The sequence below is a fragment of the Arthrobacter sp. MDT2-16 genome (assembly GCF_054510925.1).
Map to the genome: position 1 here is coordinate 233,627 of NZ_JBTNDP010000006.1, position 12,196 is coordinate 245,822.

General features: G+C 64.8%; 16 protein-coding genes, 1 tRNA gene and 2 pseudogenes. 8 read left to right on the top strand and 11 right to left on the bottom strand.

Translation table 11 applies throughout. The features are described from left to right. Positions 1-75: 75 nt before the first annotated feature. The gene (locus ACX80N_RS12585) at positions 76-891 is read right to left on the bottom strand and encodes a DUF6308 family protein (protein ID WP_459339664.1); all 816 of its coding nucleotides are present in this window, start codon (positions 889-891) and stop codon (positions 76-78) included. 176 nt (positions 892-1,067) lie between these two features. On the opposite strand from ACX80N_RS12585, the gene ACX80N_RS12590 reads away from it, so the two are divergent. The 4 genes from ACX80N_RS12590 to ACX80N_RS12605 all read left to right on the top strand — a co-directional run bounded on the left by ACX80N_RS12590 (position 1,068) and on the right by ACX80N_RS12605 (position 3,213). Beyond that, positions 1,068-1,217, top strand: a complete 150-nt coding sequence (locus ACX80N_RS12590; protein WP_459339665.1) for a hypothetical protein — start codon at positions 1,068-1,070, stop codon at positions 1,215-1,217. Between the two features lie 62 nt (positions 1,218-1,279). Continuing rightward, positions 1,280-2,374 (top strand): HNH endonuclease, encoded by a 1,095-nt coding sequence (locus ACX80N_RS12595; RefSeq protein ID WP_459339666.1) that lies wholly within the window; start codon positions 1,280-1,282, stop codon positions 2,372-2,374. A gap of 33 nt (positions 2,375-2,407) precedes the next feature. After that, positions 2,408-2,908, top strand: a complete 501-nt coding sequence (locus ACX80N_RS12600; RefSeq protein ID WP_459339667.1) for a tRNA(His) guanylyltransferase Thg1 family protein — start codon at positions 2,408-2,410, stop codon at positions 2,906-2,908. Continuing rightward, complete coding sequence (locus ACX80N_RS12605; protein WP_459339668.1) at positions 2,905-3,213, top strand: hypothetical protein; 309 nt, start codon at positions 2,905-2,907, stop codon at positions 3,211-3,213. Before ACX80N_RS12600 ends, ACX80N_RS12605 begins: the two co-directional genes overlap by 4 nt. A gap of 246 nt (positions 3,214-3,459) precedes the next feature. On the opposite strand, the gene ACX80N_RS12610 is transcribed toward ACX80N_RS12605, so the two are convergent. The 4 genes from ACX80N_RS12610 to ACX80N_RS12625 form a co-directional block, all read right to left on the bottom strand. After that, positions 3,460-3,648, bottom strand: coding sequence for a hypothetical protein (locus tag ACX80N_RS12610; RefSeq protein WP_459339669.1), 189 nt, complete (start codon positions 3,646-3,648; stop codon positions 3,460-3,462). Then, positions 3,645-4,094, bottom strand: coding sequence for a hypothetical protein (locus ACX80N_RS12615; RefSeq protein WP_459339670.1), 450 nt, complete (start codon positions 4,092-4,094; stop codon positions 3,645-3,647). Before ACX80N_RS12615 ends, ACX80N_RS12610 begins: the two co-directional genes overlap by 4 nt. Positions 4,095-4,159: 65 nt before the next feature. Next, entirely contained in the window at positions 4,160-4,498 is a 339-nt protein-coding gene (locus ACX80N_RS12620; protein WP_459339671.1) for a hypothetical protein, read from the bottom strand. A 108-nt stretch (positions 4,499-4,606) separates the two neighbouring features. Then, positions 4,607-5,698, bottom strand: a complete 1,092-nt coding sequence (locus ACX80N_RS12625; protein WP_459339672.1) for a site-specific DNA-methyltransferase — start codon at positions 5,696-5,698, stop codon at positions 4,607-4,609. 419 nt (positions 5,699-6,117) lie between these two features. Between ACX80N_RS12625 and ACX80N_RS12630 the strand changes: the two genes are divergently transcribed. Continuing rightward, positions 6,118-6,456, top strand: coding sequence for a hypothetical protein (locus ACX80N_RS12630; RefSeq protein ID WP_459339673.1), 339 nt, complete (start codon positions 6,118-6,120; stop codon positions 6,454-6,456). Then, positions 6,449-7,234, top strand: coding sequence for a metallophosphoesterase family protein (locus tag ACX80N_RS12635; RefSeq protein WP_459339674.1), 786 nt, complete (start codon positions 6,449-6,451; stop codon positions 7,232-7,234). The genes ACX80N_RS12630 and ACX80N_RS12635 overlap by 8 nt, the downstream gene beginning before the upstream one ends. A gap of 410 nt (positions 7,235-7,644) precedes the next feature. Here ACX80N_RS12635 and ACX80N_RS12640 read toward each other — a convergent pair. From ACX80N_RS12640 to ACX80N_RS12650, 3 genes and pseudogenes are all read right to left on the bottom strand, one after another. Continuing rightward, a pseudogene (locus ACX80N_RS12640) lies at positions 7,645-7,890 on the bottom strand (ribonucleotide-diphosphate reductase subunit beta); the annotation flags it as partial. A gap of 79 nt (positions 7,891-7,969) precedes the next feature. Next, positions 7,970-9,247 (bottom strand): DUF4429 domain-containing protein, encoded by a 1,278-nt coding sequence (locus ACX80N_RS12645; RefSeq protein WP_459339675.1) that lies wholly within the window; start codon positions 9,245-9,247, stop codon positions 7,970-7,972. A 162-nt stretch (positions 9,248-9,409) separates the two neighbouring features. Then, on the bottom strand, positions 9,410-9,697 hold the full coding sequence (locus tag ACX80N_RS12650) for a hypothetical protein (RefSeq protein ID WP_459339676.1): 288 nt from the start codon (positions 9,695-9,697) through the stop codon (positions 9,410-9,412). A gap of 165 nt (positions 9,698-9,862) precedes the next feature. Between ACX80N_RS12650 and ACX80N_RS12655 the strand changes: the two genes are divergently transcribed. Next, positions 9,863-10,474, top strand: coding sequence for a hypothetical protein (locus tag ACX80N_RS12655; RefSeq protein WP_459339677.1), 612 nt, complete (start codon positions 9,863-9,865; stop codon positions 10,472-10,474). A 139-nt stretch (positions 10,475-10,613) separates the two neighbouring features. On the opposite strand, the gene ACX80N_RS12660 is transcribed toward ACX80N_RS12655, so the two are convergent. Beyond that, positions 10,614-10,704 (bottom strand) — tRNA-Arg (locus tag ACX80N_RS12660). 159 nt (positions 10,705-10,863) lie between these two features. Between ACX80N_RS12660 and ACX80N_RS12665 the strand changes: the two genes are divergently transcribed. After that, positions 10,864-11,607, top strand: a complete 744-nt coding sequence (locus tag ACX80N_RS12665) for a hypothetical protein (protein WP_459339678.1) — start codon at positions 10,864-10,866, stop codon at positions 11,605-11,607. A 39-nt stretch (positions 11,608-11,646) separates the two neighbouring features. Here the strand turns inward: ACX80N_RS12665 and ACX80N_RS12670 are convergent. Beyond that, a pseudogene (locus ACX80N_RS12670) lies at positions 11,647-11,898 on the bottom strand (DUF2958 domain-containing protein); the annotation flags it as partial. 51 nt (positions 11,899-11,949) lie between these two features. Next, positions 11,950-12,132 (bottom strand): hypothetical protein, encoded by a 183-nt coding sequence (locus tag ACX80N_RS12675; RefSeq protein ID WP_459339679.1) that lies wholly within the window; start codon positions 12,130-12,132, stop codon positions 11,950-11,952. Positions 12,133-12,196 lie beyond the last annotated feature (64 nt).

Below are 12,196 nucleotides of genomic sequence, written 5' to 3' on the forward strand. Positions count from 1 at the left end.
TGGCCTTAGGCCGAAAGCCCGTCCTGTTCCAGGCAATGGGCCTCGACGCATCCCGAGCCACCGTTCAGTAGGAGATCAGGGAAGCAGGACTGTAGCCACCGCTTCGGAGACGTTGCGGCGGCCCCGTCGAACCTCCAGGCCCTCCATCCAGAGCACGATGTCCATCACCCGCAGCATCGATGGGTCGTAGCCAAGCTCGACAGCGCCGGAGTCGGCCTTAATCGCCGCGAGCCGATCCGGCAGTCCGGTGTCATTCGTCAGCGCCTCGTGCCAGCCACGCCAATGCCTGACGGTGCCGATGAGGTCTTCGATGACCGAGTCGACGATGGGGATCAGGTGCGGGCGCTTCCGAGCCATGATCTTGCTCGCCGTCGTTCGTCCGATGTCCCACTTCTTGCCGTTCCGCCGGGTGATGACCTCCCATAGCTCCTGCGCGGGGCTTTCCATGCCGAGGTGCTTCTCGTAGCCCTCGGCGTCCAGGTCGCACATCCGGACGTCTGTCGGGATGAGAGACAGCAGGCGGTCGACGTTTTCCTTCTCGTCCCGCATCAGGCCGATGGCGGCCATGGGCGGCACCTCGACGCTGAGGAGTGAAACGGCGACGCAGTCATCACCGGTCAACTGGTTGGCGATGTCCGGGCGGTCGCCGCCTCCGGCCCATTGATCGAAGCTGGCCCCCGTCCTCGGGCGGCATTGGCGAAAGTCAGCCCGGTAGTAGTCCCGGACGTGCCGGGTGGCCTTCTTGGTGTCGGTCAGAATCTCGTGCATGGTCTCCCCCAATAGCTCAGCGGCGTTGTTTGCCTTCGTCACGATAGCGGGACGCTGGCTACCGAGCAGGAAGTGAAGCTGCAGGCCAACTGGCAGGAGGGCGACGGCGACGAGCTCGTCCACTGTCTGCTGCCAACGGCCGGACACAGCCAGCGCACAAGGACCCGGAACTGGCCGAGCTGCTCTCCGGGTTCGAACCCGGAACCCGCGATCACCTTCGGTACGCGCTCACGCAGTTGCACGACCTCGGGGACCTGGCTGACGAGAGCGCACCAGGCAAAGCGGTTCAAACCGCCCGCATGCTCAGCCCTGCCTCGTCCGATCTTAACCTCATCGACCTGACCGAGACCCGCATCCAGACCGAAGCGCTCGAGGATGCGCTGGCCGCCATGAACGGGATTGCCCGGATCTACACAGGCTCCGTCGAGAGAGGCGTGCGTAACTCGTAGCGAAGGGTCCCGGAGGTTGTCGTGAGGCAGTGGTACTTTTCCCCTGACGTCAGGGGAACGAGATGCCACGCACACTCATCTACAAGCCGTGTGAGCACTGTGGCACGTTCTTCACTCTCAAGGGCAAGCAGACGGTGGCGGGGCAGATGAAAGCTCGCTTCTGCTCCCGGGAGTGCTTCTCCGCCTTCGGCCGCCGCAATGTCACCTGCGAGCACTGCGGCAAGACCGTCAGCATGAAGGCCAACCGTGCGGTCACCCAGAAGTACTGCAGCCGGCCGTGCATGTTCGCGGCCATGCGCTGCCCGGTCTGCAGCCGCCTCGGACCTGCGGAGCGCCGTACCCAGGGAACGCTCGTCTGCTCGGACCGCTGTGACCTCATCTTGGCGCTCGAGGCCGAGTACGCGGCAACCGGCAAGCTGCATTCGCCCTGCGGCCGATGCAAGCAGGTACTGCCGGCCGAGTGCTTCACAAAGGACAAAACGAGCCGCAACGGGCTGTCGGGCCGGTGCAAACAGTGCGCGAGCGACTACTACCAGGGCCACAAGGACCAGTACCAGCTGCGCCGTTACCACTACCAGGCGGCCAAGGGCGGCATCGTCGTCCAGTTCACACCCGAGCAGCTTGCCGAACGGTTCTCAATGTGGGGAGGCCGGTGCTGGATGTGTGGCATCGCCGACGCCACCCAGACTGATCACGTGAAGCCGATTACCAAGGGAGGGGCGCACTACCTGGCCAACCTGCGCCCGATCTGTCACAGCTGCAACGCGAGCAAGGGAGGCCGGTGGCCGGTGGCGGCCGAACAGCTTCGGCCCCGCTTCCGGCATCCCCAGCTTCAGCCGGGCAGTGCCGCAGATCTGGTGACGCCCCGCCGGCCCCGGGTCGACTGGACGTGTCAGCAATGCCACAGGACGTCCAGGCTCCGGGCGTCCGAAGCGGAACTGAAGAAGTACTGCTCACGCCAATGCGCGACAAATGCTCGTGGCGGGACAACCATCGATCTGACCTGCCTGAACATGCGCTGCAACAGGACGTTCGCCCTGCCCGACCACAAGGGATCCCGGCAACGGAAGTTCTGCAGTATCGAGTGCGCGTGGATCGCCAGGAACCGGCCAGCGCACTGGGGTGAGGTCGCCGAGGGCCAGCTGGCGCTCTTCTAGTCGCCGGAAAGTGAGCGGGCCCGCTCCGCACACATGGGCGTCATAACTGACACAGCACAGCTCCTCATCGGCCGCGACTACCTTGGCCAGCGCATGAAGGGTCTCGAGCGTGAGCACCGCACGCACCTGCCCTGGCAGAGTTTCGCGGTGATCCGCGTCGCCGGCAAGGGCTTCTCGAAGTACACGAAGGGACTCGTAAGGCCCTTCGACGCCAAGTTCACCGAGGACATGCGCCAGACGGCAATCTACCTCGCCGCGCAGGTCGAGGGCGCCCTGTTCGTCTGCACGCAGTCCGACCAGATCTCGGTCATCATCTCCGACCTCGCCGGTCCCGACACCCAGCCCTGGTTCGGCGGTCGGTCCAGAAGATCGTCTCGGTCACCGCGGCACTGGCGACCGCGAAGTTCAACAGGTTGCGCCCCGAGGCGGACCGGATTGCGGTCTTCGACGGTCGCACGCACCACCTCGACGGCGCTGAGGAAGTGCTGGCGTACCTCCAGTGGCGCCAGGCCGACGCGCAGAAGAACAGCGTGAGCATGCTCGCGTCGCACTACTTCAGCCACCGGCAGGTGGAAGGGGTATCTGTGCGGCGACGGAAGGCCCTCCTCGAGGAGGAAGGCGTCAGCTGGGACGCCCTCGGCGCAGCCGTGAAGCAGGGCTCCTTGATTGACCGGCATCGGCGTGAGCGCCCCATCACCTACGTCGACGGCCGCGACGGCCAGGAGAAGACTCTCGACGTCGTGCGCAACGAGTGGACGCTCCAGGACGCCCCTGCGTTCGAGCGCCTCGCGGTGCTCGGTCTCGTCGCGAGGACCTCCCCTGCGGAGGTGAGCTCATGAGTGCGACGGCCGTCGTGTCGGTAGCAGGTCTCATCACGCTCGTGGGGCTCATTGCACTCGGGGTGATTCTGGTCCGCAATGCCAGGTCGCAGAGTGACCTGAGGGCGGAGTTGCGGTAGGGACAGCGCGACCGTGACGCCCACCGCAGGTTCATGTACAACGCCTACCGGAGGCGCTGAGCAGGCGACCTCCGACACCCACACAGAAGCCCCGGCGGAGTGATCGCACCGGGGCTTCGTCGTTGTCCTAGGAGTCCTGCTGGGCCAGCTTCACGACCGACGCCGGGGTTTCCCGTCCGAGCCGGCGGTCGAGCACCACGCGGAGCTTCGCCTTCTCGATCGTGATCTCGCGCTCTGCGGGGGACGGCTTCGAGGCGAAGCCCTTGCGACTGACCTTGAAACGGGGCTTCCCGTTCACGCGTGCTGTATCGCTCATCGTCCACCCTCCTTCCGACTGCCTTGGGTTAAGTGTCTGCCCATTTCAACAAGCCGTCCAGCACTCCACTTCCCACGGTCCGGGGCGACTTCCGGGTCGTCACGCCATACGGCGTCCAGGACGGCGAGCTCCTCGTCGGTTGCGAGGCTGCTCTCCGCGAGGATGCGCAGCGCCCCGATGCCGGCTTTCCTGCGCGCCGGGTCGCTCGAGAACGCGGCGTCCAGGGCCCACTGAGTGCGCCTCCACCACTCGGACCGGTCGTCCGCCGACTGCCGCTGGGACAGTGCCCTCCCGTCAGCGATTGAACGCTGCCAAAGAGCCCCGAGCGCGACCAGGGCGACGACAAACGGCGCGAAGGCCACCAGTGGCTCCCACCAGGTCGAGCCATCCGAGAGGATGTCGACGACGATCGGCGCCGGCGGCTGGGTTGCGGTCAGGATGAGCATTCCGTCAGCCTAACTGCGCCCGCTCCTCGTCCTAGATCTCGGTGGTCACGAAGCGCTGCCCCTCGTTAGGTCGCCGCGGACGGACTCCTTGGTGTGCGGCCGCTTCGCGGGCTTGAAGACCCAGCCGCGGTTGAAGGCGTCTTGCTGCTCCCGCTCGTACACGCGCCTTTCGAGCGCGCCCATCTCCTAGGCATCGTGGCCGCGTTGCGCCCCCACTCATTGGAGGGCACGCCGGCACGGCTGAACGCTACGGCCTCTTCCGGGGTGAGGTTCACCTCGGCGGCGTTGTGGGCCTTCTCGATCAGGGACACCCGAGCATTTCGCTCGGAGAGCGGCTCGGTCTTGCCGATGCTCTCGATCGTGGCCGGATCGTCGTAGCCCTTCTTGATGAGGTCGCCGACCATCTCGACCTCCCGCATCGAGAGCTTGGCGCGGTTTACTTTGGAGAAGGCGTGCAGGGTTGCAGGGGGGTGCGTGCCGCACGGCGGCGGCGAAGTCCCCGCCGGGTGGTCTTACCCAGCGCGTGCCGGAGCGCCTGATACTGCTTGTAGGTCGGTGAGGGCCAGGATGCCGTTGATGCGGGGCACGATGAACTGCTGCACGGTCTCGGTGTTGAGCTCGATGCCGACCCAGCTACGCCCGGTCTTCTGGGCTACCGCCAGGGTCGTGCCGGAACCTGCGAACGGATCAAGCACGGTGTCGCCTGCGGCGGTCGCCGCCATGATGAATCGCTCGAGCAGGGCCTCCGGCTTCGGCGTGTCGAAGGAGCGGCCGGCGTCTGTGCCGAAGATGGCTTCGGACTCGGCGCGGGCGTCCTCGTTGGTGGGGGCGCCGTTGACGCGGAACGACTGCAGGTTGGTGAGCACTTTGCCGCGGGACTCCACCGACAGGTACGAGGGTCGGATCATCGGCTTCGGCGCGATGAACGCGGGCCCTCCCCCGTTGTCGGCCATCTTGTCGACGCCCTCCTGGCCGTACCGGAACGGGCCTGTCATCCGGAAGGGGTGCGCGTTGATGCCGTCGACAACGACCAGGTCGTCGAGCAGGTCGCTGATGATCGTCGGGGTGTTCATCGGCCCGGCCGGGATGGTGCGGTCCGTGAAGTTGAAGGCCACGCTGCCAGCGGGGAACGTGAGCTCGGAGACCTTGTTTCCCTTGTTGTGGACGGGGATCCGCTTGCCGGGCTCGGTCGCCGAGTGCACCAGGGGCGCCATCTTGGGCCGGTCCTTGGCGTAGATCAGGATGTGGTCCGTCACGTCGGCGAGCTGGGCGTGCAGGAACGAGGCCCGGTTCTTCTTCTCCCAGATGATCGTGCCCACGTAGTTCTTGTCGCCGAAGAGCTCGTCCATCATGACCCGGACGCGGTGGATGTGCTGGTCGTCCAGGTGGATCCAGACGCTGCCATCCTCACGCAGCGCCGTGTGGACGCCCTCGAGGGTGGCGCGCATCATGACGAGCCAGGCGGCGAGGGGGTAGCTGTCGGAGTACTGGCTGAACTTCCGGCCGGTGTTGTAGGGCGGATCCAGGTAGGCCATCTTGATGGTCCCGGGAAGTCGCGGGTCGGCCAGGGCGCGCTCGGCGGCGCAGTTGAAGAGCAGGTTCATACAGAGTCCTATGCGGCAGATGGTTCGACGGGCCCTTTCGTCCGCCTGCTCCCGGCTACGCCGGGGTCCCCAGTCTCTCGAAGTGCTCCTCGGGAATCGTACCGTGCTGTCCGTCCCCCGCTCCTGCGCTTCTGGCAACGCTGCGGGAATGCTTCGACTACGCTTTTCCGCCTTGAAACGTCGACCGGCAGCGGGGGTCGTCCCGATTCGAATTATTCCAATAACCCATCGGCCGCATGTCCTTGAAGAAGCTTCTCGAACTCATCAGCCAGAGGATCTAACTATCGCTTGGTCAGTTCTTGACTCCGACCAGCGCGATCAACTCCGCATGGAAGGGGCGGCGGTGTTGACGGGCCTCGCCGCCCAGGAATCTGGGATAGGGAAGTCCCCTCACTCCCACTCACAAACAAGGAGAGGGCGTGGATACGCTGGCACGCATGGAGCAGGAGCTGCGCAACGGCGACACGGGAACGTACCTCGTCATCACGGCCACGGGCAGCCACTACGTGCTGGACATGGCCGCCAAGACTGTGACCCGGCAGATGGCAGTCACCGCGCCGCGCCTTGACTATCTGGAAATTGGCTTCACGGAGCTCCGGCGAGACGGCGAGCCTGTCCAGCTCCATATGCTCGAGGCCTGCAGGGTCGGGCTAAGCGCCCTGCTCTGGATACAGGTCCGCGATGACCACATCACGACCCTCAGAACGACCTCACCTGTGGTCCAGATACAAGAGCTGGCCCCCGCCTCGGATGAGTGAGTTCACCGGCACGCGACCCATTGCGGTGGCCGGGGACTGGCACGGCCATCTAGGGTTCGCTCAGGCCGTGGTGAAATCAGCTGCGCGGGAAGGGGTGAAGACGCTCATTCAGGTCGGGGATTTTGGACTTGACTGGCCCGGTGCCATGCGCGGCCGATTCGAGCAAAGGCTCAATCGGTTGCTCGTGGACCTAGAGATGGAGCTCTTGGTGTCAGCTGGGAATCACGACAATATGTCGGTTATCTCCGCCCTCCCTGTGACGGACGAGGGTCTCATCCGTTGGCGATCGAACATCAGCGTCCTGCCAAAGGGCGGTCGCACGGTTATCGAGGGGCTCCGGATCGGAGGGCTCGGCGGAGCCCTGTCCGTCGACGGGAGGTTCAGAATTCCCGGCAAGGATTGGTGGCCCGAGGAGGAGGAGCCGACCCGGGATCAAGCGGAAGCTCTGGTCGCCGGCGGATCGGTTGACGTTCTGATCGCCCACGACGCACCCATGGGCACGCCCGTCCGTAGCTCCTTAGAGCTTTCGGCCGAGCTCGTCGAGCAAGCGAATCAAACCAGAACCCTTCTTAGGGAAGTCGTCGACCGGCTGGCACCGGCGCACGTGTTCTGCGGCCACTGGCACCAGCGGGTAATTCATGAGCTAAACCATCCAGATGGACGCATGACACGCGTTGACGTGCTCAACATGGAGAACAGCAGGGAGGGGAATTGCGTCCTCGTCTGGCCGGGCCGCACACCGTTGCGCGTCGTACCGCTCCTCGTCCGGGGCAAGTAACGGCGATACTTGCGTGCCCCTCCTCATCCTTGGATGAGACGGCTCCCGCCAGCTAGCGCGTCCGCTGCTTGGTCGCTGCCCACTCGAGGCCCGAGGGCAAGTGCCTCGACTCCTCTCGAGCAGACGCTCGTCCTATGTGCCGCCGCCAGAATCTACCCCGGAGTGAAGCCCTCGGCCAACCAGGCGGAGAGTCGCGCGACTACTACCACGGTGATGACGTCGACATCACCACCCGCGTACCGAATACACCAGCCTTGCAGGTGCAATGGGTGGATCCGCCATCCCTCCAAACCGTTCTCCTCAAAGTTCATCTCCTCGCCGAGAACAGGCAAACTATCGAAACCGGAAGTGAAAGCTGGTGGTGAGCCTGCGCAGCCGCGCCGAAAAATAACTACCTAGCTAGTAGCCCTGAGGCTCGCGGCACCGACCGTGGCCTGCACCGTGTCGAGCAGCGTGAGCCGTGTGAAGACACGCATGGTGAGCTGCTGCTCCTCCGGCGTCAGCGTGGCCCACGACTGCACGTCTTTGGACAGCGGCACCTTCTCGGGCAGCCAGAAGTTGTTCACCAGGCGGTTCCAGACATCCACGTGCTTGTCGTCATGGATGCGGTTCCAGTTGATGGCCTGGACCCGGTCGACGAGGAGTGTTGAGGACAAGGATTTCCTTCGATCTGACGGGGTTGGTTCTGACCTCTATGCGTCCCGGTCTCCGACGGCCAACAGCCATCCCCCGCGATCACATTCTGGCGAGCAGCTCGGCTTTCTTTGCCTCGAACTCTGCATCGCTGACGATGCCGGCGTCACGCAACTTCCCAAGTTTCTCTAGCTGCGCAAAGACGTCGTCCGGAGCCGGCGTCACTGGCACCTCCTGCGGCTGGTGGATGGCGCGCTGAGCCGCCTCGATGGCGTCGCGCATGGCCAGGAACTCGGCTTCCTCCCCTTTGACGAAAACGACTGAGTTCTCATCCTCGACGGCGCTCATCGTCTGATGACCAAAGGCGCTCCTCTTCTCATTGCCTCCGGCGATAGAGAATTGGATAAAGCCTGACATGACCAGCCCTGGTGGCTTGATCTGGACACTGGAGATGGCGGTGACCGGTATGCGTTTCACACCCTTGCCGATCGTCACCCGGCCCAAGCCGACGTGCTGGATCGTCACGTAGTGCCCATCAAAGGCCACATAACCGACGCCTACGGCACGAGCCAGCAGGGCGTCCTCCGGGATCTTGTACTTTGCCCGGTACTTGTCGTCGGCCACGCTGGCACCGGCCGTGCCGGGTACGACAGGGGTACCAGTGACCCCCTTGGCCTTGTCCTCCTCAAGCAGCTGCTTGAGGCCCAGGAACGCCTGCTCTTTACCGGCCCAGAAGTTGAGGGTCTGGCGGGTGGTGAAGGTGTCATCGGCGCGGTTGAAGCGAATTTGGCCAACACCCGTGATTGCGCGCGTGAACTTTACGTCGACGATGTCTTGCACCGCGATAGTGGCCTGCTCGGCCATCGACATTTTCACGATCAGAACGCCGCCGTTGTAGGCGACCCAGCCATTGTTCCCACGCAGGATCGGCACACCGGCCGGGATTCCGAACTTCGACCTGATCTTGCTGTCGCTAGGACCATTATCGGCGGCGGCTTCGGGCGCTGTCGCGGGCACCTCTTCAGGACACAGCTGCCCCTGTGTACCTCGCTGCTGCTCGTCATCGAGGAGCTGCTTCAGCTGCAAGAACAGGGGCTCGTCGGCACGGGTGAACACCAGCTGCTGCCGGTCGCCGAAGCTTTCATCGGCCCTGTTGAATTGGATGCTCCCGCGCTGGTTGATCGGTCCGGAAGGCTTCACCGTAACGGAGGAGAGGTCCTGCACGAGAATTTTCACTGGCTGCCCGAAGTCCATCTTGACCGTGAGGACGCCGCTCTCGTAGCTCGCCCACCCTGACTCACTCGCCCAAACCGGGACGCTGTCCGGCATCCGGTACTTCTGGCGTACCTTCGCGCCTACCTTCACCTGCTTGTCCCCCATGTCGGGTCCCCTCCCATACTGGATGTTCTCCCCAGAGCATAGGGGAGGCACAGACGACGGGGCTGAGCGAATCAAGCGCACCTACCAGCACTTGAAGAGCACCGTGGGCTAGACACGGGAAAGCGCCGGCAGACCGTTGTTCGCCGGGGCTTTCTTGTTGCTTCAGACCAATGCAGCTGGCATGAACGCAACCCTCCACCACGCGGCAGCATCGAACTGACGCTGCGCGATGATCGGCATCAGCATCTCGGTGACGTGCTGGGCGGCCGCGGTGTTGAGCAGGCCATCGAGGACCTCCAGCTCGCTCGCGTCGTGCTCCCAGAGGCATCCGGATGAGGTGCAGATGGCATGCCAACCCACAAAGCTATTCGACTCGATCAGGACGTTGTGCTCAGCCAGTGCGGCCGTGACGTCCTTGAGGTGGCTGATGTCGGGCGTGGGCTGTTCCATGGACGCCATGTGTGCGGCAGGCCAGTTAGCTCTCCACCGAACCGAAGTTGGACCCCTGCGTAGCGGGTTCAGGATCCCCTCACGCATCCTGAGTGACAGAGTGTAGACATTCCGGCACTCTTGCTCTAGGCTCGTACTAAGCCGCTCAGCCGAACAAAGGAAGCCATGAATATCCCCGCCGTAACCTTCACCAATCCCGTCCTCCCAGTAGAGAAGGAACTGACCGTCAACGCCGTTGCTCAGGCCGCCGGCGCCCACCCGAAGCTCGTGCGGAAATGGCGGGACGCTGGACTCCTCATGGACTTCACGCCATCCCAGGTCCGCCCGTTCGTCGAGGCAGCCACGGTGAGTGCAGAACGAACCTTGCCGATCATCCAGACCGACGCCGCCTCGCCCGCCGGACCGGACACCTCCGCGAAGCCTCTGGTCAGGAACTTCTACGGGGAGTCCCCCAGCCTGAGCAACGACGACTGGAAGGACGCTCAGCGCGGGGATTGGACGGGAGTCTCGGGTGCCGAGCTCCTCGATGGCCGGTTCCTCCTCGTTGGCCTCGGCGGTGTCATCACCGGCGTCACCAGGGTGTCCGGCGTCGACGAGGCGTCGGACCCCCGCAAGGTCCGCCTTCACCTGGAGATCCTCGGCCGCGTCACCTCCTCCCTCGCCGAGGGCCAGATGTACCTCAACCCGAATGAGGACTCCGAAGAGGTCGAGTTCGCCCGGTCGCTCCTCGGGAAGCGCTACGCTCCCCAGCGTGGCGGCTCGATCACCCGAATCTAGCCCCGGACACGAAGAAGCCCCGCAGGACGGGCCTGCGGGGCTGTTTCGATCACGATCACTCGGTCCTGCCCGTATCGACTCCCAACACGGGACTCTCCCCGCACCCCATCGGGAGGTGCCGGAACAGCGTCATGATGCGCCGGGACGGCTGGACTTGAACCAGCAACCAGGGGGCGTCCCCCTTCGCTCTAGCCGATGAGCCCACAGGGGCTTCCGAGCAGTACATCCCGTTGGGCCAGATCGGCGCGGCCCCCACTGCTAGAGACCCTTCCTGACTGGCTTGACCACCATGTGTGCGGGGTCCAGGAAAAGTCTCACCACCCACCATCAGCTTCGCCGGCGACCTCCGGCGGCGATCAAACGCGCCTCGGCGCAGAAACGAGAACACCATGACCGCTCAGCCGAACACCCCTGTGACCATCGCCTCGCTCATCGCTCAGGGCCACCTCCACCAGGTCTCCATCGACGCAGGCTCCCACCGAACCCGGTACACCAGGGAAGCTCTCGATGCCCTGCTCGCCGGCGTCGGCAAACCGCTCGAGGAGCAGGTGACCTATTTCCTCTCGTGCACCGACGGCGCACTGGAGCGGGTCTGCATCGAGTACCTGCTCGAGGCGGCGGGGGTGCAGCAGGACCCGGCCAGGCTCCGCCTGATCTCCGGAAAGCAGTTCAACGCCGAGACGGGCGCTGCAGATGGCCGATCCATCGACCTCGTGGTGCGCCGCAAGGCCGACGATGGATCCTCCGTCCCGGTCATCGGTGTCGAGGCGAAGTACGGCGCCTGGGTGAACGGAGCCCTGGGCTACTGCCCGGACCGACCCGGGGAGTACTCCAACCAGGCCATCTGCTACCTCCACGGGTGCATCAGCGAGATGCACAGCACGGAGCACATGGCGTTCCTCTGGATCGGCCATGAGGCAACCCAGACCGTCGAGTTCCCCTGGGGCCGCAAGGGCTTCACGGAGAAGGACGGGGCGACCGAGCGGTTCGCGTCCGTCTACATCGAGCAGGTTGCGGTGGCCGGCATCTGGCACCGCGCCACCTGGGAGGGCCTGGCGGCCGCCATCGAGTCGAAGATCGGGGGTCCTGAGGGCTCTGCGATCGCCCGGTTCCTGCTGCGCACCGGGGAGTAGCCACGGAGGGGCCCGCAGCGCGTGGGCCCCTCCCCTGCGTCAGGACTTGCTGGTCGCGCCAGCGCCCTCGGTGGAGGGCTTGTACTTCTCAATGCACTCGCCCGCCGTCGTCCCGGGTTTGAAGTCGAGGTCGCGCTCGATCGGCAGCCCGAACTGGCCGCGGAGTCGCTCGACGTCGTCCAGGGGGATGTAGCCCCACTCGGCGCCGCCCATGCCGAGGTCTGCGTAGCCGAACGCTTCTCCGGTCTTGGGGTCCATCTCGGCGATGTACCACTCCATGCTGCCCTGGAAGTAGTGCGCGACGAGCTTCTTGTCCTCTAGCGGTCCATCGCCGTCGGTCTCCTAGAGGGCAGGCCAGGTGTGGACGTCGTCCGGGAAGAAGTCGTGGCCGCGGCGTGCCCGCTGCGTGTCCGGGAACGGCGGGTCCTGTTTGGCCAGCGCGAGGGACACTGGAGCTTCCGAGTGTGCGGTCGCTGCGAACTGGCCGCCGGTGGGAATGCCCTGGGGCTCTCGTACTGTGCTCATGATGATCTCCTGCTCGAAGTGCTGTCAGGAGTCATGTGTGCGGCACAGCTACGTTTAAGTCGCC

Excerpts from the sequence above, each read along its gene's own strand:
- ACX80N_RS12590 (WP_459339665.1), top strand. The coding sequence starts at position 1,068 with ATGCTCAGCCCTGCCTCGTCCGATCTTAACCTCATCGACCTGACCGAG.
- ACX80N_RS12595 (WP_459339666.1), top strand. The coding sequence starts at position 1,280 with ATGCCACGCACACTCATCTACAAGCCGTGTGAGCACTGTGGCACGTTC.
- ACX80N_RS12600 (WP_459339667.1), top strand. The coding sequence starts at position 2,408 with ATGGGCGTCATAACTGACACAGCACAGCTCCTCATCGGCCGCGACTAC.
- ACX80N_RS12610 (WP_459339669.1), bottom strand. The coding sequence starts at position 3,648 with ATGAGCGATACAGCACGCGTGAACGGGAAGCCCCGTTTCAAGGTCAGT.
- ACX80N_RS12615 (WP_459339670.1), bottom strand. The coding sequence starts at position 4,094 with ATGCTCATCCTGACCGCAACCCAGCCGCCGGCGCCGATCGTCGTCGAC.
- ACX80N_RS12620 (WP_459339671.1), bottom strand. The coding sequence starts at position 4,498 with ATGGTCGGCGACCTCATCAAGAAGGGCTACGACGATCCGGCCACGATC.
- ACX80N_RS12625 (WP_459339672.1), bottom strand. The coding sequence starts at position 5,698 with ATGAACCTGCTCTTCAACTGCGCCGCCGAGCGCGCCCTGGCCGACCCG.
- ACX80N_RS12635 (WP_459339674.1), top strand. The coding sequence starts at position 6,449 with ATGAGTGAGTTCACCGGCACGCGACCCATTGCGGTGGCCGGGGACTGG.
- ACX80N_RS12645 (WP_459339675.1), bottom strand. The coding sequence starts at position 9,247 with ATGGGGGACAAGCAGGTGAAGGTAGGCGCGAAGGTACGCCAGAAGTAC.
- ACX80N_RS12650 (WP_459339676.1), bottom strand. The coding sequence starts at position 9,697 with ATGGAACAGCCCACGCCCGACATCAGCCACCTCAAGGACGTCACGGCC.
- ACX80N_RS12655 (WP_459339677.1), top strand. The coding sequence starts at position 9,863 with ATGAATATCCCCGCCGTAACCTTCACCAATCCCGTCCTCCCAGTAGAG.
- ACX80N_RS12665 (WP_459339678.1), top strand. The coding sequence starts at position 10,864 with ATGACCGCTCAGCCGAACACCCCTGTGACCATCGCCTCGCTCATCGCT.
- ACX80N_RS12675 (WP_459339679.1), bottom strand. The coding sequence starts at position 12,132 with ATGAGCACAGTACGAGAGCCCCAGGGCATTCCCACCGGCGGCCAGTTC.